The sequence below is a fragment of the Desulfotignum phosphitoxidans DSM 13687 genome, from assembly GCF_000350545.1.
In the GTDB taxonomy this organism is placed as follows: domain Bacteria; phylum Desulfobacterota; class Desulfobacteria; order Desulfobacterales; family Desulfobacteraceae; genus Desulfotignum; species Desulfotignum phosphitoxidans.
This window is the reverse complement of record NZ_APJX01000006.1, coordinates 223,047-241,431: the sequence shown is the minus strand read 5'-3', so window position 1 is coordinate 241,431 and position 18,385 is coordinate 223,047. Positions and strand designations below refer to the sequence as shown.

Sequence of the window (18,385 nt, the reverse complement as noted above, 5' to 3'; positions counted from 1 at the left end):
ATACACCGGCAAAAAAAAAAAGTAAAGATAAAATTACTCTTTTTCTGTATCTTCTGCCAGGGCCGCACATTCCGGAATCAGGTTCAATGCGGTTTCACTCTGCTCCGTCCCGGGATAGAATTCCACAATGTATTCAAGCCGTTTCAATCCTGCGTGATACTGTCCGGTTTTCATGTAGAATTTTGCCACGTACAGTTCATGACCGGCAATCTTGTCGATGCAGGCCTGGATACGTTCCGGTGCTTCCTGAGCGTATTCACTGTCCGGAAACTGCTCCATGAGCCGTTTGAACTGAGCCATGGCATTCTTTGCCGGAGTAATGTCCCTGTCCACCGTATCCATCTGATTGAACCAGCACAGGCCGATTTGATTGATGACATAAGGAACGGCTTCATTTCTGGGGTGCATTCTTTCGAATTGATCATAGGCAGCGATGGCCTGATCATATTCTTTGAGTTGAAAATGGGCATCGGCAATTTTCAACTCCGCCAGAATGGCATATCGGGAAAACGGATACCAGTCTTTCAGATCCGTATATTCGGTAATCGCTGCTCTGTACTTTTCGTTCATGAATGCAGAAGCGCCGTCGGCCGCCAGTTGATCCGCGGTTTTTTCCATTCGCCGGGAACTGTCGAACAAAGCGCATCCAGACACCAGAAAAGCCAGACATATCAGACAGATTATAGTTCTCATTTGATTATGTTCTCAAGATAATGTTCAGCGGAAACAGCTGCTATGGCACCATCGCCCACAGCAGTGGACACCTGCCGTAATGGGGTGTCTCTCACATCACCGACAGCAAAAACCCCGGAAACGCTGGTCTGCATTTTGGCATCGGTTCGGATAAAACCATAGGCATCAGTGTCTACCGCATCTTTTAAAAAGTCCGTGTTGGGAAGTGTCCCCACCCAGATAAAACACCCATCGGCTTTTAATGTTTTTTCCTCGCCGGTTTTGACGTTTTTCACATGCACGCCTTCAATACCGAAAAATCCGTCTACACCGGTGGCAACCGTATCCCAGAGAATTTCGATTTTATCGTTGGCAAAAGCTCTTTCCTGAAGAATTTTGGTGGCCCGCAATTCGTCCCGGCGATGGAGCAGATATACTTTTTTAACAAATTTTGTCAGGTAAATCGCTTCCTGTACCGCTGTGTCTCCACCCCCGACCGCCACCACGGTTTTTTCCTTGAAAAAGGGGGCGTCGCAGGTGGCGCAAAAAGAAATGCCTTTGCCCATATACCGGTCTTCACCGATGCCCAGTTTTTTAGGAGATGCGCCCGATGCAATAATCAGGCTTTTGGCTTTGATCCGTTTGTCCTGAAGCACCACTTCCTTGACATCCGGTGTCAAAGCCAGAGAATGCACTTCAGCCGTATCTATTTTCAGGCCGAATGCTTCGGCCTGAATTTTCATCTTTTCAGCCAGATCAAACCCGCTGATTCCTTCGGGAAAGCCGGGATAGTTTTCAATCCAGTCCGTGACAATGATCTGTCCTCCGGGAACGGCTTTTTCTAGGAGCAGCACATTCAATCTGGCTCTGGCCGCATAAAGTCCGGCGGTAAGTCCGGCCGGACCGGCACCGATAATTACAAGATCATAATCGAAAGCGCTCATGCCATGATCTCCTTACAGGACCTTCTTGATGGTTTGTTCCAGTTTTTCCTTGGCAACCATTCCGGTGATCTGATCCGCGATTTCACCATTTTTGAAAAAAATCAGGGTGGGGATCGCCTGAACCCCATATTTGCTGGGGCTGAGAGGATTTTCATCCACATTGATTTTGGCGAACGTCATCTGATCCCCATAGGTTTTTTCCAATGCCTCAACTGTGGGTGCGATGGCTTTGCAGGGGCCGCACCAGGGTGCCCAGAAATCGACCATGACTGGTTTTTCAGAGTTCAACACTTTTTCTTCAAATCCATCGTCGTCAATTTCAATGATTTTATCGGTCATAATTGTGTCCTAATTATTGTTAATGGGTTAACAAAAAACCGTGCATGAATCAATCATGCACAATATGGGTAAATATAGGTGCCCCAGGGATATTTGTCAAATAGTGAATGGGTGGGTGTGACATTTGTCGTCCGGTTTCTCATCGGGGGGAAAAATTCAGGCCCCGAAACCCTGTGGCAACAGGGCCGGGGCCTGGTTTGTCAAGATCAATCAAGGTATCAAAATCCGCAGGTTCGGTAAATGGAAATTACCAGTTTTCTCCCAGTACCTCAAAATGGGCTTTTTCATGGGCACATGCCGGGCACATGTCCGGAGCTTCAGCGCCTTCATGCAGATACCCGCAGTTGCGGCACCGCCAGGTGACCGGTGTGTCTTTTTTAAAAACTTTGCCGGCTTCAATATTGGCTGCCAGGTCCTTATACCGTTTGTCATGCTGTTTTTCCGCAACAGCGATGGCTTCAAACACGGCGGCAATTGCATCAAATCCTTCTTTTCTGGCAGTGGCGGCAAATTCCGGATACATTTCATTCCATTCGTACGCCTCGCCTTCAGCCGCAGCATAGAGGTTTTCAAGCGTGGTGCCGATGACACCTGCCGGAAACGCAGCAGCGATTTCAACTTCCCCCCCTTCCAGGAATTTGAACAATCTTTTGGCATGCTCTTTTTCCTGGTTGGCGGTTTCCGTGAAAATGTCTGAAATTTGAACATATCCTTCTTTTTTGGCGGCACTGGCAAAATAGGTGTACCGGTTTCTGGCTTGAGATTCACCGGAAAAAGCGGTTAAAAGATTCTTTTCAGTCTGGGTTCCTTTTAATGAGCTCATTTTTTTCTCCTTGAAAATGGTTCTAAAAAATTAAGATGTTATCCAACCGCCGTAACCTTGTCGGGGGCATGGTTTCGGCATCGGGCACAATATCCGGTCAGGCAGAGCCGTTTTCCGGTGATTGTGAATGAACGGGTGATGTCATCCGGCAGTTGAATGTGTTTCAGTTCCGGAGCATGGAAATCAATGATGGTGTTGCAAGACAGACAGTAAAAATGGTGATGTTCATCCAGGTTGGGATCAAACCGCCTGGGATCTCCCTGTCCTTCCACGACATCGATAATACGTATTCTGGCAAAGGTGAGCAGGGTGCGGTTCACCGTATCCAATGAGATGTTTGGAAAATCCGTGAGAAGCTGTTTATGGATTTTATCTGCACAGGGGTGATCGGTTGCCTTTTTGAGTGCCTTGTAAACGGCAACCCGCTGAGGCGTGACCTTGAGCCCATGGGCTTTACATAACTGTGTGAACCGGTCCACATTGATTTCCTTTGTTTTATTCATCTAAATAATTAGATAGGATTAATAATCAATTGTCAAGAAAAAACTGAAATTATTCATCGATTCTGGTGTGGATCAAGAGACAAAGTTTTCTTGGATAAAGGCGGTGATCTCATTGAAATGAATTTTTTCCACCCGGGCGGATCCGAGGGCTTCTAAAAAAACAAAAAACAAACCGTCTCCCTGTTTTTTTTTATCCTGTTTGACGGCACTATCGATTTTATCCGCCGCATAATTCAGATCAGTGGGCAGTCCCAATCCCTGGAGCAGGCGAATGATTCGGTCGGTATCCCGGACACAAAGCTGTTTTTTATCATATGAAAACCGCGCGGCAGCAACCATGCCCCGGGAGACCGCTTTGCCGTGTCCCGACGGGTCCAGTTTTTCAATGGCATGGCCTAAGGTATGGCCGAAGTTCAGCTTTCGTCGGGCCCCGGATTCTTTTTCATCCTCCTGCACCACCCGGGCTTTGATGGCCACGCAACGGGATATCAGGTGAAAAATGATTTCCGGATCCAGGGCCAGCGCTTTTTTTTGATTTTTTTCCAGAAAAGTCAGCATGTCAGTATCCGCAATCAGCGCATGTTTGACAATTTCGGCAAGGCCATTGGAAATTTCAGGTGCCGGCAACGTGGTGAGCATTGCCGGGTCGCAGATCACAAACCGGGGCTGATTGAATACACCGGCCATGTTTTTGTAATCAGACACATTTACCCCGTTTTTTCCCCCGACACTGGCATCGACCTGTGACAGCAAAGAGGTGGAGACAAATCCAAAGGCCACCCCCCGCATGAAAACAGATGCGACAAAACCTGTGATATCGCAGACAATACCACCGCCGATGCCTAAGATGAAAACCGATCGATCACACCCCAGTTCCATGAGCTGATCCAGGATGAACGCCACCGTGGTCAGGGTTTTGATCTTTTCTCCGGTACCGATGCATATCACGGGTGCCTCAGGAAAAGCATGGGCATAATGTGCCTTGATGTTGTGATCAGTGATGATCACCAGGGGCTGATCCGGAAGATAAGCGGCAATATCGGACAAATGCGCGCCCACATGAATCGCTGAAGCACCTTGCTGGCCTGAGATATGATACGTCTTTATCACGAGGATTCAATCACGGTACGGATATCGGTCAGTTTTTTCATGGTTTGTTCAAACTGGTCCGGATACAGCGACTGGCCACCGTCACTCAAGGCTTCTTCCGGATGATTATGAACCTCTATCATCAGGCCATCTGCTCCGAGTGCTGCAGAAGCACAGGCAAGGGGAATGACCAGGTCTCTGACACCGGCTGCGTGACTGGGGTCCACGATAACGGGCAAATGGCTTTCTTTTTTCACTGCCGGTACCACGGACAGATCCAGCGTGTTTCTGCTGTGTCGAACAAACGTCCGGACCCCGCGCTCGCACAGAATCACGTTTGCGTTTCCTTCTTCCATGATATATTCCGCCGCCATGAGCCATTCCTGAAGCATGGCAGACATGCCCCGCTTCAGAATAATCGGTTTTTTCGCTTTTCCCGCCCGCCGCAACAGTGTGAAGTTCTGCATGTTTCTTGTGCCGATCTGGATGATATCCGCACTGGCTTCCACCATGTCAAATGTTTCCACATCCATCACCTCGGTTACCACGGGCAGTCCGGTTTCTTCTCTGACACGGGTTAAATATTCCAGTCCCTGCTGCCCTAATCCCTGAAAAGAATAAGGAGAAGTTCGAGGTTTGAACGCCCCGCCCCTGAACAGTTTGGCGCCCGCTTTTTTTACGGCTTTGGCAATGGCCAGCACCTGATCCAGGGATTCAACCGCACAGGGACCGGCAATGACAGGCATGGTGCCGTTGCCGAAAACCGCTTCCCCGACGCAGATCTGGGTGTTTTCCTGTCTGAATTCCCGGCTGACAAGTTTATAGGGTTTTGTCACCGGAATGACCTCCTTTACACCATCGAACCCCAGAAAGTGGCCGGCGTCCACAGAGCCGCTGTTATACAGGATTCCGATGGAAACCCGGTCTCCTCCGGGAATAGGCCTGGCAGTATACCCTTTTTTCTCAACCGCCGCAACAACAACCTGGATTTGATGATCCGTTGCATTTTTTTTCATTACGATTAACATGGCATGACCTCCAACTTTAGGCGTTTTACCAGCATTTACAAAGGAGGGCAATATAAAATACAACCCGCCGGTTGTTTCTATACAAAAGAACGCCCTGTGTTTGCGTATTATAGGCTTTGTTGTGCCGGTGTCAATGGAAAAAGTCTGCTTTTTCATTCCGGGTTTTAAATTTGCGTAAAAACACGATTAGGGATTCATTCCTTGACAGGATATAATGGATCTCTTATATATTTGCTCAATATTTAAGCAGGAGAAAAAGGCATTACTGAACCGATATCATGATAAATTTTGAAAACGCGGCACCTGTTAAACTGAAGGGCGTTGGTGGCGGGTTATGGGTTACCCTGGATATTTCCCGTCCCAAAGTTGAGCTGATCGCTGAATTAGATAAGCTGTTTGAAAAATTGAAACATCTGGCGGTCAATGCCAGTGTCGTCATAGACATGGGAGATGCCCAGGGTCAGGAAGATTTTTTTTTCCTGATTAAAACCAGATTAATTGAAAAATTCGAGGTGGGACGGGTAACAACCTCTCCCCAGAAACCATCTTCTCCTACCCAAAGAATCCGTCAGCGGGACCTTTCCAGGGGGTGGAACCATCATCGCAGCGATGTTCTGATGCTCAGAGGCAGGGTCCGTTCCGGTCAGAAAATTGAAACCGCCCGGCATGTGGTGATTTACGGAGATGTGAATCCGGGAGCTGAAATTATTGCCGGTAAAGATATTATTGTTTTAGGACGACTGGCAGGAAAAGTGCATGCAGGCAATCCGGAAAATGAGGATGCCATTGTGTTCGCCCTTGCCTTTGAACCCACAGTGATAAAGATTGCCGCAGTCACGGTCACCGGCAGTGAACAATCCTGTCATACCGTGCCGGTATTCGCCAGTATCAGGGATGGCGGTATTCTGGTACAAGATTATATGAAAACAAATCCGTTCCGGAAAATGCCCTGGCCGGCGGTCGTTTAATTTATACTTTAAACAGTTGAGGTGTTGATTTGCAAGGTAAAAACATTGTTGTCACATCCGGAAAAGGCGGTGTGGGAAAGACCACGGCCACATCTTCCATCGGCGCTGCCCTGGCCCTTGAAGGAAATCGGGTGGCTATCGTGGATATGGATATCGGACTGCGGAACCTGGATGTGGTCATGGGGTTGGAAAACCGGATCGTTTTCAATATTGTGGACGTGGTCCTGGACCGCTGCAAAGTGGAACAGGCAGCCATCAGGGACAGACGGATTGAAAACCTGTTTCTGATTCCCGCTTCCCAGAGTGATAACAAAGATGTACTGACCACGGCAGGCGTGGAACGGGTCGCCAAGCAGCTGCGGTCCCGGTTTGATTATATTATCATGGATTCACCCGCCGGAATTGAACGGGGGTTTGAAAATTCCGTGGTGGCAGCGGATGAAGCCCTGGTGATCTGTACGCCGGATGTGTCCGCGGTCAGGGATGCGGACCGGGTGATCGGATTGCTGTATGCCCGGTCATTGAATCCCAGGCTGATCGTCAACCGCATCGAGCCGGCCCGGGTGACGCGTGGAGAAATGCTCAGCCATGATGATGTGATGGAAGTGCTGTCCATCGACCTGGTGGGGCTGGTTCCCATGGATGAAAAAGTGTTGATTTCTTCCAATACCGGGGCCCCGCTGGTACTGCAAAATGATTCAAAAGCCGGGGCTGCATTCCGGCGGATTGCCAGGCGATTGAACGGAGAAGAAGATCTGCCCATTGAAATGCCCGTCTATAAAACCAGTATGTGGCAAAAAATAAGCAAGACTTTCGGGTTAAAATAAGAAGGAGAAGTCGCATGCTCAGCGGATTATTGAAACGGTTCACCGGTAAAAAAAACAGTAAGGATGCCGCCAAAAAACGTCTCCAATTTTCTTTGATTTATGATAAACTTGAGGTCAACGATACCACCTTGACAGATCTTCAGCAGGATATTGTGGATGTGATTTCAAAATATTTCGAGATTGACAAAGACGCATTGGAGTTGAAAGTCAAGCGGGATGACGATGTGTCGGCCCTGGTGTTCAACACCCCCATCCTTCATGTCAAACGAAAACGGGCGTAATTTTTTTGTATCTTTGTTTTATTTGCCCGCCGGGAAATATATTTCCCGGCGGGCGTTCTTTTAAATGGAAAAACGGGTCATTCCCCGACATGGGTTGTACGGATGCCCAGTTCCAGCAGTTGAGCCGGTGACGCGGTGGAAGGCGCTTCGGTCAAGGGACAGGTGGCTTTCTGGGTTTTGGGGAATGCAATGACATTCCGGATGGACTCTTCCCGGCATAAAAGCATGATCAGCCGGTCCAGGCCAAAAGCGATCCCCCCGTGGGGAGGGGCACCGGAATCCAGGGCATCCAACAGAAATCCGAATTTTTCCCGGGCCTGTTCCTCTGATATGCCCAGACAGCTCAATACCTTTTCCTGGAGCGCTGTATCATGGATACGAATGCTGCCGCCGCCGATTTCAATGCCGTTGAGCACCAGGTCATAGGCCCGGGAGTTGACTTCAAGAGGGGCCGTGTCCAGTTTGGGAATGTCTGTTTCACTGGGAGCGGTAAACGGGTGGTGCAGGGCCTGGTAGCGTTTTTCTGTTTCATCGTATTCCATCAGCGGGAAATCGGTCACCCAGGTGAAGGAATATTGATCTTCCGGAATCAGGTTCAGACGCCGGGCCAGCTCATTTCTTAACTGACCCAGGGCTTCGTTGGCAATGACCGGCTGGTCTGCCACAAAAAATACAATATCTCCCGGTTCCAGATCCAGACGGTCTGTCAGGGCCTGTTTTTCATCATCTGTGAAAAATTTGGCAATGGGTGACTGCCACTGGTCCTCCTTGATCTTGATCCAGGCCAGCCCTTTTGCCCGGTACACAGCGGCAAATTCCGTGAGATCGTCAATCTGTTTTCGGGTAAAGGATGCGCAGCCTTTGGCATTGATGGTCTTGACCAGACCGTTGCTTTTGACCACGCTGGAAAACAGTTTGAATCCGGTGTGTTCAACGATATCGGAAACATTCACCAGCTCCAGATCAAACCGCAGATCCGGCCGGTCCAGGCCGAAACGATCCATGGCCTGGGCATAGGTGAGCCTGGGAAAAGGAGTTTTCAGGTCCAAATTCAACACGTGTTTAAAAATATCCGTAATCAGCCCTTCAGCCATTTCCATGATCTGTTCTTCATTCACAAAAGACAGTTCCATGTCGATCTGGGTGAACTCCGGTTGACGATCCGCCCGCAGGTCTTCATCTCTGAAACATTTGACGATCTGGTAATACCGGTCGAAACCGCTGATCATGAGCAGCTGTTTGAACAGTTGCGGCGATTGGGGCAGGGCATAAAACTGACCCGGGTTGACCCGGGAGGGAACCAGATAATCCCGGGCCCCTTCCGGTGTGGACTTGGTTAAAAAAGGGGTTTCAATATCGATGAATCCGTTGTGATCCAGATAATTTCGGATGGCCATGGTGGCTTTGTGACGGGCCAGGATATTGTGTTTGAGCTGGGGACGTCTCAGGTCCAGATACCGGTATTGAAGCCGGATGTTTTCCGAGGCTTCCACCCGGTCTTCAATGAGAAAAATAGGGGTTTTTGCTTTAGAAAATATTTTAAGTTCTTCCACCAGGATCTCTATGGCGCCGGTGGCCATCTTGGGATTGCGCATATCTGCCGGCCGGGCTGCTACTTTTCCTTTGATCCCTAAGACAAATTCGCTTCGGATCTCCTGGGCTTTTTCATGGACTGCCGGTGAAATCAACGGATTGAAGACCACCTGAGTGATGCCTTCCCGGTCCCGAAGGTCCACAAAAATGACCCCGCCATGGTCCCGGCGGTGCTGGACCCATCCCATCAGCACCACGGTTTTGTCAATGTCTGTTTCCCGAAGATCGGCACAAAAATGGGTTCGTTTCATATTTCCTAATAAATCACTCACCAGGTCTGTCCTCTATATTTTAATAATTGGGTTATTTGTGTTTCAACACAGCTTCGATTTCAGGAACCAGCCGGTCCATGGAGATGGAAACCTGTTCTTTGGTTTTCATGTTACGAAGAATCAGTGCATTGTCGTTAAGTTCCGTTTGTCCGGCAATGAGTACATACCGGGCATTGAGTTTATCCGCCCGTTTCATCAGGGCTTTCAGGCTTTTTCCCCTGAAGTCCGTGTCGGTTTTGATACCTGCCTGGTTCAGGTCGCAGGACAGGTGATAGGCTGTTTCCATGGCCGCATCGCCCAGCGCCACAATGAACAGGTCCGCTCCGGGGTCTGCCGGCATGGGTGTGAGTTGTTCCATGATTTCCACCAGCCGGTCAAACCCGATGGCAAATCCAATGGCAGGGGTGTCGGGTCCGCCCAGTTGTTTGACCAGACCGTCATATCTGCCGCCCCCGGCCACAGCGCTCTGGGCGCCCAGGCTGGTGGTCTGAATTTCCCAGGCCGTGCGGGTGTAATAGTCCAGGCCCCGCACCAACGAGTTATTCACCGAAAAATCCACCCCCTGTTTTTCCAGGGTGGTTTTCACGATATTGAAATGGTCTTCACAGGCCGGACACAGGTGATCCACCGTGGCCGGCGCACCGATCAGGGCCGCCTGGCAGGTCTGTATCTTGCAGTCCAGCACCCGCAGCGGGTTTCGCGTCATCCGCCGGGTGCAGATCTCACACAGATCCTGCTTTCGTTCTTCCAGAAAATCCAGCAACGCCCGGGTGAACTTCGGCCGGCACTCCGGGCATCCCAGACTGTTGATCTGGGCGGTCAGTCCGGTCAGCCCCAACCGTTTAAACAACTGGTGCAGCAGAAAAATCAGTTCACAGTCCACATAGGCGGAATCCACACCAAACACTTCCGCATCGATCTGATAAAACTGGCGGTACCGTCCTTTCTGGGGTCTTTCCCGCCGGAACATAGGCCCGGTCATGTAAAATTTTCTCACCGGTTCCGTGGCATACAGTTTGTGCTGAATGTATGCCCGGCAGATGGAAGCGGTGGCTTCCGGCCTCAGGGTCAGCTTGTCCCCGTTCCTGTCGTCAAAAGTGTACATCTCTTTTTCGACAATATCAGTGGTCTCTCCGATACTCCGGGCGAACAACCCGGTTTTTTCCAGAATCGGGATGCGGATTTCCTGGTATCCATAAGCGTTGAACAGCTCAACAGCCAGATTTTCAACTTTCTGCCACAGCCGGATCTGTTCCGGCAGGATGTCTCTGAACCCTCGGATGGTCTGCATGGTTTAAGTCTTCATGTATGGGTTTTTTGCCAATTTTTAATACAATCGATCAATATAGTTTAAAAACCGCTTGTGAGTCAATTATTTTCTGATTTTCACGGAATTGGCGTGGGCGGTCAATCCTTCAATCTCTGCCAGCCGGATCACATCTTCTGCCTCATTTTCAAAGGCGGTTCTTGAATAGTGAATCAGGCTGGTTTTTTTGATGAAATGGTCCACACTCAGGGCCGAAGAGAACCGGGCCGTGCCGGCCGTGGGCAGCACATGATTGGGGCCGGCAATATAATCGCCCATGGGCTCCGGGGTATAATGTCCTAAAAACAGGGCCCCGGCATTCTGGATCCGGTCGATATAGTCAAACGGGGCAGACACCATCAGTTCCAGATGCTCCGGCGCCAGCTGATTGGACAGGTCGATACCGGTTTCGATGTCCGGCACCAGCATGATGGCGCCGAAGTTGTCAATGGACTGCCGGGCCGTATCCTGTCTTGCCAGTGCGCTGAGCTGCCGTTCCAGGACGGAAGCGGTCTGTTCGGCCAATTTTCTGGAATCGGTCACCAGAATGGCGGAGGCTCTGGCATCATGTTCGGCCTGGGACAGCAGGTCCGCAGCCACAAATTCCGGGTTGGCCGTGTGATCCGCAATGATGAGAATTTCACTGGGCCCGGCGATCATGTCGATGCCCACGGTGCCGGCAACGATTTTTTTGGCCAGAGTCACATAAATATTGCCCGGTCCTACAATGACATTCACTTTGGGCACCTGCCGGGTACCATAGGCCAGAGCAGCTATGGCCCAGGCACTGCCGGCCTTGAACACCGAAGTAATGCCCATTTTTGCCGCCGCTGCCAGAATATGGGGATTGACTTCACCATTTTCCATGGGCGGGGTCATCAAAGCAATGGTGGACACACCCGCCACTTTGGCAGGGATTCCTCCCATGAGCACGGAGGACACCAGCGGGGTTTTCCCGCCTTTGGCCCCGGGAACATAGATGCCGGCAGCTCCGACCGGACGTACCAGCTGTCCCACAATGACCCCGTTTCTCGGGGTGTCGATCCATGCGTTCTGCTTCTGTTTTTCATGGAACCGGGTGAGCTGATCAATGGCCCGTTTCAGGGAATCCAGAAATAGAGGGTCCACGGATGCCAGGGCATGTTCAAACTCGGCATCCGTCACTTTCAGCGTATCCTGAGTGACGGCCCCGGAATCAAACTGGTTGGTGTATGCCACCAGGGCCTCATCTCCCCGGGTTTTGACATCATCGATAAACGCCTGTACATTGTCATAATCGGCTTTGGAAAACCCAAGGCCCCGGTCAATGATGTTCCGGACACGCGCCCGGGCGTCGGCGGAAGGATATTCAAACAGTTTCATGATAAATAAGGCTTTATTTTGTTAAGTGATTTAAAAACTGGCTTATTTTCAATATTGAAGGAAAGATATACCAGAACAGGCAGGATAAATCCAGAGAATCACATCAGGGCGAAAATTTTTTTCGCCCTGATGCAGGAGTCAGAAGAGAATACCTTAAATTTAGAAGTTCAGGGTTTTCTGAAGGTCTTCAATGGTGAAATCCCACGGTACATTGTGCGGGGGCACCGGTTCGTTAAACATTTCCGGCAGCTGATCGTCGATTTCAGTAAAACCGGCCTTTTTGTTGAATTCTTTTTCATTTCTGAGAATGGATTTCCCCAGTTCCAGAATATCATCCGGGGTCAGGTTCAGGCCGTACCGGGCATTGAGCATCTGGGCAATGGTGGGCAGGCCGTCTTCATTATCCAGAACCGCAAACGCCACAAACAGACAGAGCCCGGCCGCATCCACGGCAGCGGTTGCGATCTGCAGTCCCTGGGACAGTTCGATGTTGCCTTCATTTTTGTGGGGATCGATGGTGCCGCCGACGCTCAGAATATTGGCGGTGACGCCATATCCAGCCGTATGATCCGCGCCCATGGGTGTGGTGGCATAGGTGACGCCGACGCCTTTGCAGGTTCTGGGATCATAGGCCGGCAACGCCTGTTTTTTCACCACCGGAACCCGGTCCACGCCCAAAGCGTCCCCGGTGAACAAGGCCCCGTTTCCGATGATTTTGCCTTCGGGTGCGTATTCCCCCACTTTGGACAGCAGGTCAATGGCGGCCTGGCCGTCACCCCAGGCGATCATGCCGCCTTCCATGGCAATACCGATGGTGACCCCGGTTTCAATGGTGTCTAAACCGAAATCATCACACATTTTATCCAGAGTGGCAATTTGATCCATATCCTGGATGGTGGTGTGGGCACCGAAGGCCCAGATGGTTTCATACTCAAACCCGCAGGTCAGGAAATTGCCGTCTTTGCCGTGATAGACATTGGAGCATTTGATCACACATCCGGGATGACAGGCTTCGGTGGTGATGCCGTTGCGTTTTTCAATGGTTTCCGCCATGGTTTCGCCGGAAATGGCCTGGGCATGGTCGAACCGGCCGGATCTGAAGTTTTTGGTGGGAAGGGTCCCGGCTTCGTTGATGACATTCACCAGTACGGCCGTGCCCAGAGCCGGCAGGCCTTCACCGGTGACCGGATGGTTTCTCAGCATTTCCACCCATCGTTTGTTGGCGGCCTTGAACGCATCCGGATCCTTGATTTCCACCCGGGGCGCACCAGAATCATCCACCACGATGGCCTTGATTTTTTTGGATCCCATGACCGCACCTAAGCCCCCTCTGCCATGTGCCCGTCCGGGACGGCCGTTCATGTCCGCCTGGTTGATGGACGCGCCTTTCAGGCATTGTTCACCGGCCTGGCCGATACTTAAGACGCCGACGTTTTTACCGTATTTGTTCCACAGGGTTTCCATGACCGCATAATTGCCTTTTTTGACCAGATCGTCTGCGGATTCAATGGAAACACCGTCTTTGTCAATTTTGATCAGGCTGTAATCGTTGCCTTCGGGTTTGTCTTCCAGAACCAGGGCGGTGATTCCCAGTTTTGCCAGTTTTTGGGACACAAGTCCTCCGGCGTTGCTTTCCTTGATTCCGCCGGTTAACGGCGATTTGGCGCCGGCGGAAAGCCTTCCGGAATCTGCGGCCGGAGATCCGGACAGGACCCCGGGAGCAAAGATGAGTTTGTTGTTTTTTCCCAACGGATGGCAGGTGGCCGGGACCTCATCCAGAATCATTTTGGATGTCAGGGCTCTTCCGCCTAAGCCGGCATAGGTATCCGGTGTCTCTTCAAAGGTGAATGTTTTTTCTTTGGTGTTGATTCTCAATAACTTTCCCATGTTTCCTCCTTGGCAAGATTGTTGGACATGTGACAATGATTTTTCTGAACGGTTTTGTCCAGTATCTGTGATTTTTTTTGTGACGATGTTTTTCAGTCCCAAGTGACCCGTGCCCCGGAAATCAAAACATCTGTATTTTTCAGTTATGCCATGACAATAAATTTTAGTCCAGTATAAAAAAACGGTTTTTACTTCCGGGGAACAGGTTATTGTAACCGGCCGGATTCAGACAGTTCTATCAGGCCTTCTTTGTCCAGAATGTCGATGGTCTTTGTCTGCACTAGTATCAAACCGGTATCCCCCATTTTTTTGAGCATTCTGGAGATGGTTTCCGGTGTGGTGCCGATAAGGTTGGAAAGCTGGGCTTTGGAGATGGGAAGACGGACCCGGACAGGGTTTTTCTGTTCTTTGGATAATGTCAATATGTATGCAGCCAGCCGGGCCGGCACCTCCTTGAGGCTCAGCGCTTCGATTTGGATGGTAAAGGCCCGCAGCCGTCTGGAAAGATCGGCCAGCATGTTCATGCTCAGGGCCGGAGTGGTGGTAATCAGTTCAACAAACCGGTCTCGGGGTAAAAAAATAATATCCGAGGGTTCCAGGGTCATGGATGAAGCGGGAAAGCTCTTGCCCTGAAATACCGGCACTTCTCCGAACGTGTGACCCGGGCCGAAAATATGGAGAATCTGTTCTTTGCCATCCAAAGACAGCTTGAAGACTTTTATTTTTCCGGTTTCGACAATATAGATGCCATCGCCTTTGTCACCGTCGTGAAAAATCATGTCTCCACGTTTGAAAGTCAGTCGGACGGCAATGCTGGATAGGATTTTCAACTGATCATCGGACAATCCGGAAAAAAGGGGAATGGTCTTTAAAATATCGATACCGGTCACAGCTCCTGTATTTTTGATTAACGATCCGCGGCCATTGACACTTTTTTAAAAATCGCCAAAAATAAATGATCCCCTTGATTCAGATCAAGGTATTTCATTTCGTTTTATAGTAGGTTTGCATCAGATTGTAAAGCAGATTGCCGGATGAATGAATCGATAAACAAATCAATAATAAGAAGGAAGGTGGCGTATGAAATGTCCGGGACAAGATACCCAGTACTGGGACCAGAACGCGATTTTTGAAACCCAATGTCCGGAATGCGGACATCCCATGGAATTTTTCAAGGATGATGCCACCCGGCGATGCGGTCACTGCCACAAGAAAATTGTGAATCCGAAAATGGATTTCGGGTGTGCGGCATATTGCAAGTATGCTGAACAATGCCTGGGCACATTACCGGAAGAGTTTGTGGCCCAGCAGGAAGATCTGTTGAAAGATCGGGTGGCGGTGAAGATGAAACAGTATTTTGGTACGGATTTCAAACGGATCGGCCATGCCGGGCGGGTGGCCCGGTATGCGGAGAAAATTGGTAAAAAAGAAAAAGCCAATTTGGCGGTGGTGCTTTGTGCCGCGTATCTCCATGATATCGGCATCAAAAATGCGGAAAAAAAATATGGGTCCGCCGAAGCAAAATATCAGCACATCGAAGGTCCGCCCGTGGCCGGAAAAATTCTGGAAGATCTGGGAGCCAAGGAAAAGCTGATCACCGAGGTGTGTGACATCATTTCACACCATCATCATCCCAAAAATTCGGAAACCATTAATTTTAAAACGGTCTATGATGCGGATATTCTGGCCAATATGGAAGACTGCCGGGGAAAAGAGCAGATCGATGCAGACACCCTGGCCCGGAAAATCGATGGCATTTATCTGACGGATGCGGGAAAAGACCTGGCTCGCCAGATTTTGATTCAAAAAGGATGATAATCCACAGCGTATAACCGATATATAATTATAAAGGAACAGAATCATGAAAGTACTTAGAAAAATAATTGAAATCGATGATGAAAAATGTGATGGGTGCGGCAATTGTGTGCCGTCTTGTGCAGAAGGCGCCATTCAGATTGTGAACGGCAAAGCGCGTGTCATTTCAGACAAGTATTGTGACGGATTAGGGGCCTGTCTGGGTGAATGTCCCCGGGATGCATTGCATATTGTGGAAAGAGAAGCCGAAGAATTTGATGAGGCAGCGGTTCATGAACTGCTCAAACAACAGGCCCAGGCTGAAAAATCGACAGGTCAGAGAAAACCGGTCATGACCGGCGGCTGCCCGTCCGCAGCCTTGAAAACCTTTTCCGACACGTCATGCGACTGTGCCAATCAGCCCCGGGTGACCGGTTCCGGCGGTCCTTCCGCTCTGGGACACTGGCCGGTTCAGATTCGCCTGGTACCGGCCGGCGCGCCGTTTTTGAAAGATGCGGACCTGGTGATTGCCGCCGATTGTGTGCCCGTGGCTTATCCGTCGTTTCACAGGGATTTTCTGGCAGGCAAAGCAGTGATGATCGGGTGTCCCAAATTTGACGATACCCAGGGATATGTGGATAAATTGACGGATGTGTTTAAAAAATCCGGCATTAAAAGCATTACCGCCGTGATCATGGAAGTCCCCTGTTGTTCCGGACTGCCTCATATTATTCAGAAAGCACTGGAAAACAGCGGCATGGATATCCCTTTTTCACAGGTAACGATCAGCGCCCGGGGCGAGATCCTTTCATGACAAAGACCGGCCAAAAAAAGCCGGTGACCGGGTATGATGTGTCTGTGTGTTTCGGCAGCAAAGGGTGTCCCCATGTCGCTTTATCCACAGCGGATCTGGCAAGGAAATTGACCTTTTTGTTGACACAGGCGGATATTCCGGGATTTCTAAAATCATCTACCAACGGGAAGATCCGGCCCCATCATGAATTACGCATTGTGCTCAGTGATTGCCCCAATGCCTGTTCCCGCCCCCAGATCGCAGATATCGGTATCATCGGTGCGGTGGTCCCGGGGGTGGGAGATGCGGCATGTACCGGCTGTAACGCCTGTGTCCGAAAATGTCCGGACCGGGCGATTCGGTTGACAGACACATCAGATGGAAATAAAACACCGGTCATTGATATGAATTTATGCCAGAGATGCGGCCAATGTGTTCATGTCTGCCCGGGCCGAACCCTTGAACCGGTTCAGTCCGGATTCCGCATTTTGCTGGGGGGACGGCTGGGCCGGCATCCCCGGCTGGCCACGGAAATGCCGGGCCTTCATTCCCATGACCAGGTAGTGGCAACCGTTGAAACCTGTTTGAATTATTACAAAACCCATTCTCGAAACGGGCAGCGCTTTTCTCATCTTTTTTCTCGCATTGATCAGGTGTTCGCCTGATTTCTTTTGATACATTCCAGGAATCTGAGGCTTACCCTGTTCACGCGTGATCTGTCTGATATCCTGAGATTGTAAGAAAAATTACTACAGCATAATCAGAAATCTTCCAATTGATCCTTTACTTTCCCCTTGATAGAGTCGTATGAATAAAAAAATATGTGATCGTTTTTTTAACCCGTATTATTCAAGGAGGATTGTATGAAAGCAAGGCATCTTTTATTCATTGGAATGATTGCAGTCGTTTCCATGGTATGTTCCCAGACTGCGCTGGCCAAGGAAAGAATCGTGTTCGGCGGCGGTCCTGCCGGCGGAACCTTTCAGGTGGTGGCCAATGCCATCCAGGTGTATGACCCCATCAAAGAACTGTCTGATATCCGGGTTCAGGCCCAGTCTTCCGCCGGTTCTGTGGAAAATTTGAGAAAAACCGATGCCGGCCGTCAGCAGATGAGCGTGGTCTATTCCGGCCATGTGTATCAGGGCCGGAACGGCAAGATGAAAAATGACCCCAAAAAATATGAAAACGTCATGGCTGTGGCATTCCTGTATGGCGCTCCGGCCCAGCTGGTGGTCAAAGCCGGGTCAGGGATTAAAAGTGTCAAAGACCTGGAAGGCAAAAAAGTGGGTGTGGGTAATGCCGGATCCGGTGCATTTGCCAACTGTGAGCTGTTTTTCACCCATATGGGGATCTGGGATAAAATTGAAAGAAATGCCATGGGGTATAACGATGCGCCCAGGCTTTCGGCAACAACCAGCTGGATGCATTCTGGCTGTTTGTGGGATATCCCACCGGCGCGGTCATGATGGCGGCCCAGACCAATGACATTGACATGGTCGATCTGGACAAGGATGCAGTATCTTCCGGATTTTACAAGGAATATCCATATTTTGCCAAGGTCACCATTCCTGCCAACACCTATAAAGGGGTGGACTATGATGTGAGTTCGTTTCAGGATGCCGCACTGTGGGTGGCCAACAAAGATGTGTCTGCCGATGCCGTCTATGAGATGCTGTCTCTCATCTATACCGACGAGGGACTGGCCCATATGGTTTCCCAGAAAAAAACGTTTAAAAGCATGTCTATTGAATCCGGCCCCACCGGCGTCGTCACCCCGTTTCATCCGGGTGCTGAGAAATTCTGGAAAGAAAAAGGGGTTTTGTAATACAGCAGCCTGACCCTTTTTATTAGAAATACCGGACACGGGACAAGGACGTCTGGTGTCCGGTAATTTTTTTTGGACC

General features: G+C 50.1%; 18 protein-coding genes and 1 pseudogene. 7 read left to right on the top strand and 12 right to left on the bottom strand.

Translation table 11 applies throughout. The features are described from left to right. Positions 1–33 precede the first annotated feature (33 nt). From DPO_RS14820 to aroF, 7 genes are all read right to left on the bottom strand, one after another. Positions 34–693, bottom strand: coding sequence for an outer membrane protein assembly factor BamD (locus DPO_RS14820; protein WP_006966867.1), 660 nt, complete (start codon positions 691–693; stop codon positions 34–36). Continuing rightward, on the bottom strand, positions 690–1,616 hold the full coding sequence (trxB, locus tag DPO_RS14815; RefSeq protein WP_006966866.1) for a thioredoxin-disulfide reductase: 927 nt from the start codon (positions 1,614–1,616) through the stop codon (positions 690–692). The genes DPO_RS14820 and trxB overlap by 4 nt, the downstream gene beginning before the upstream one ends. Before the next feature lie 12 nt (positions 1,617–1,628). After that, the gene (gene trxA / locus DPO_RS14810) at positions 1,629–1,955 is read right to left on the bottom strand and encodes a thioredoxin (RefSeq protein WP_006966865.1); all 327 of its coding nucleotides are present in this window, start codon (positions 1,953–1,955) and stop codon (positions 1,629–1,631) included. 247 nt (positions 1,956–2,202) lie between these two features. Continuing rightward, on the bottom strand, positions 2,203–2,778 hold the full coding sequence (gene rbr / locus DPO_RS14805) for a rubrerythrin (protein WP_006966864.1): 576 nt from the start codon (positions 2,776–2,778) through the stop codon (positions 2,203–2,205). Positions 2,779–2,816: 38 nt separating this feature from the next. Beyond that, on the bottom strand, positions 2,817–3,257 hold the full coding sequence (locus DPO_RS14800) for a Fur family transcriptional regulator (RefSeq protein WP_006966863.1): 441 nt from the start codon (positions 3,255–3,257) through the stop codon (positions 2,817–2,819). Positions 3,258–3,353: 96 nt separating this feature from the next. Next, positions 3,354–4,391: a 3-dehydroquinate synthase gene (gene aroB / locus DPO_RS14795; RefSeq protein WP_006966862.1), complete on the bottom strand. Its 1,038-nt coding sequence runs from the start codon at positions 4,389–4,391 to the stop codon at positions 3,354–3,356. Beyond that, positions 4,388–5,398, bottom strand: a complete 1,011-nt coding sequence (gene aroF, locus DPO_RS14790) for a 3-deoxy-7-phosphoheptulonate synthase (RefSeq protein ID WP_006966861.1) — start codon at positions 5,396–5,398, stop codon at positions 4,388–4,390. The genes aroB and aroF overlap by 4 nt, the downstream gene beginning before the upstream one ends. A 278-nt stretch (positions 5,399–5,676) precedes the next feature. Here aroF and DPO_RS14785 point away from each other — a divergent pair, with 278 nt between their 5' ends. The 3 genes from DPO_RS14785 to minE are packed head-to-tail and all read left to right on the top strand — an operon-like array spanning position 5,677 to position 7,474. Then, positions 5,677–6,366 carry a septum site-determining protein MinC gene (locus tag DPO_RS14785; RefSeq protein WP_006966860.1) on the top strand — a complete coding sequence of 230 codons (690 nt, stop codon included), beginning with the start codon at positions 5,677–5,679 and terminating at the stop codon, positions 6,364–6,366. Between the two features lie 29 nt (positions 6,367–6,395). Then, positions 6,396–7,193, top strand: coding sequence for a septum site-determining protein MinD (minD, locus tag DPO_RS14780; RefSeq protein WP_006966859.1), 798 nt, complete (start codon positions 6,396–6,398; stop codon positions 7,191–7,193). 14 nt (positions 7,194–7,207) lie between these two features. After that, positions 7,208–7,474 carry a cell division topological specificity factor MinE gene (gene minE, locus DPO_RS14775; RefSeq protein WP_006966858.1) on the top strand — a complete coding sequence of 89 codons (267 nt, stop codon included), beginning with the start codon at positions 7,208–7,210 and terminating at the stop codon, positions 7,472–7,474. Positions 7,475–7,551: 77 nt separating this feature from the next. Here the strand turns inward: minE and aspS are convergent, their stop codons facing one another. From aspS to DPO_RS14750, 5 genes are all read right to left on the bottom strand, one after another. Continuing rightward, on the bottom strand, positions 7,552–9,339 hold the full coding sequence (gene aspS / locus DPO_RS14770) for an aspartate--tRNA ligase (RefSeq protein ID WP_006966857.1): 1,788 nt from the start codon (positions 9,337–9,339) through the stop codon (positions 7,552–7,554). A gap of 31 nt (positions 9,340–9,370) precedes the next feature. Then, positions 9,371–10,630 (bottom strand): histidine--tRNA ligase, encoded by a 1,260-nt coding sequence (gene hisS, locus DPO_RS14765; protein ID WP_006966856.1) that lies wholly within the window; start codon positions 10,628–10,630, stop codon positions 9,371–9,373. A gap of 81 nt (positions 10,631–10,711) precedes the next feature. Continuing rightward, positions 10,712–12,007, bottom strand: a complete 1,296-nt coding sequence (gene hisD / locus DPO_RS14760; RefSeq protein WP_006966855.1) for a histidinol dehydrogenase — start codon at positions 12,005–12,007, stop codon at positions 10,712–10,714. 159 nt (positions 12,008–12,166) lie between these two features. Beyond that, positions 12,167–13,894, bottom strand: a complete 1,728-nt coding sequence (locus DPO_RS14755) for an aldehyde ferredoxin oxidoreductase family protein (RefSeq protein WP_006966854.1) — start codon at positions 13,892–13,894, stop codon at positions 12,167–12,169. A gap of 206 nt (positions 13,895–14,100) precedes the next feature. Continuing rightward, a complete protein-coding gene (locus tag DPO_RS14750; RefSeq protein ID WP_006966853.1) occupies positions 14,101–14,784 on the bottom strand; it encodes a Crp/Fnr family transcriptional regulator in 684 nt (227 codons plus the stop codon). 190 nt (positions 14,785–14,974) lie between these two features. On the opposite strand from DPO_RS14750, the gene DPO_RS14745 reads away from it, so the two are divergent. The 4 genes and pseudogenes from DPO_RS14745 to DPO_RS26755 all read left to right on the top strand — a co-directional run bounded on the left by DPO_RS14745 (position 14,975) and on the right by DPO_RS26755 (position 18,306). Beyond that, entirely contained in the window at positions 14,975–15,709 is a 735-nt protein-coding gene (locus DPO_RS14745; RefSeq protein WP_006966852.1) for an HD domain-containing protein, read from the top strand. A gap of 46 nt (positions 15,710–15,755) precedes the next feature. Continuing rightward, entirely contained in the window at positions 15,756–16,502 is a 747-nt protein-coding gene (locus tag DPO_RS14740; RefSeq protein WP_006966851.1) for an ATP-binding protein, read from the top strand. Further along, complete coding sequence (locus DPO_RS14735; protein ID WP_006966850.1) at positions 16,499–17,146, top strand: 4Fe-4S binding protein; 648 nt, start codon at positions 16,499–16,501, stop codon at positions 17,144–17,146. Before DPO_RS14740 ends, DPO_RS14735 begins: the two co-directional genes overlap by 4 nt. Before the next feature lie 198 nt (positions 17,147–17,344). Then, a pseudogene (locus tag DPO_RS26755) lies at positions 17,345–18,306 on the top strand (TAXI family TRAP transporter solute-binding subunit). Positions 18,307–18,385 lie beyond the last annotated feature (79 nt).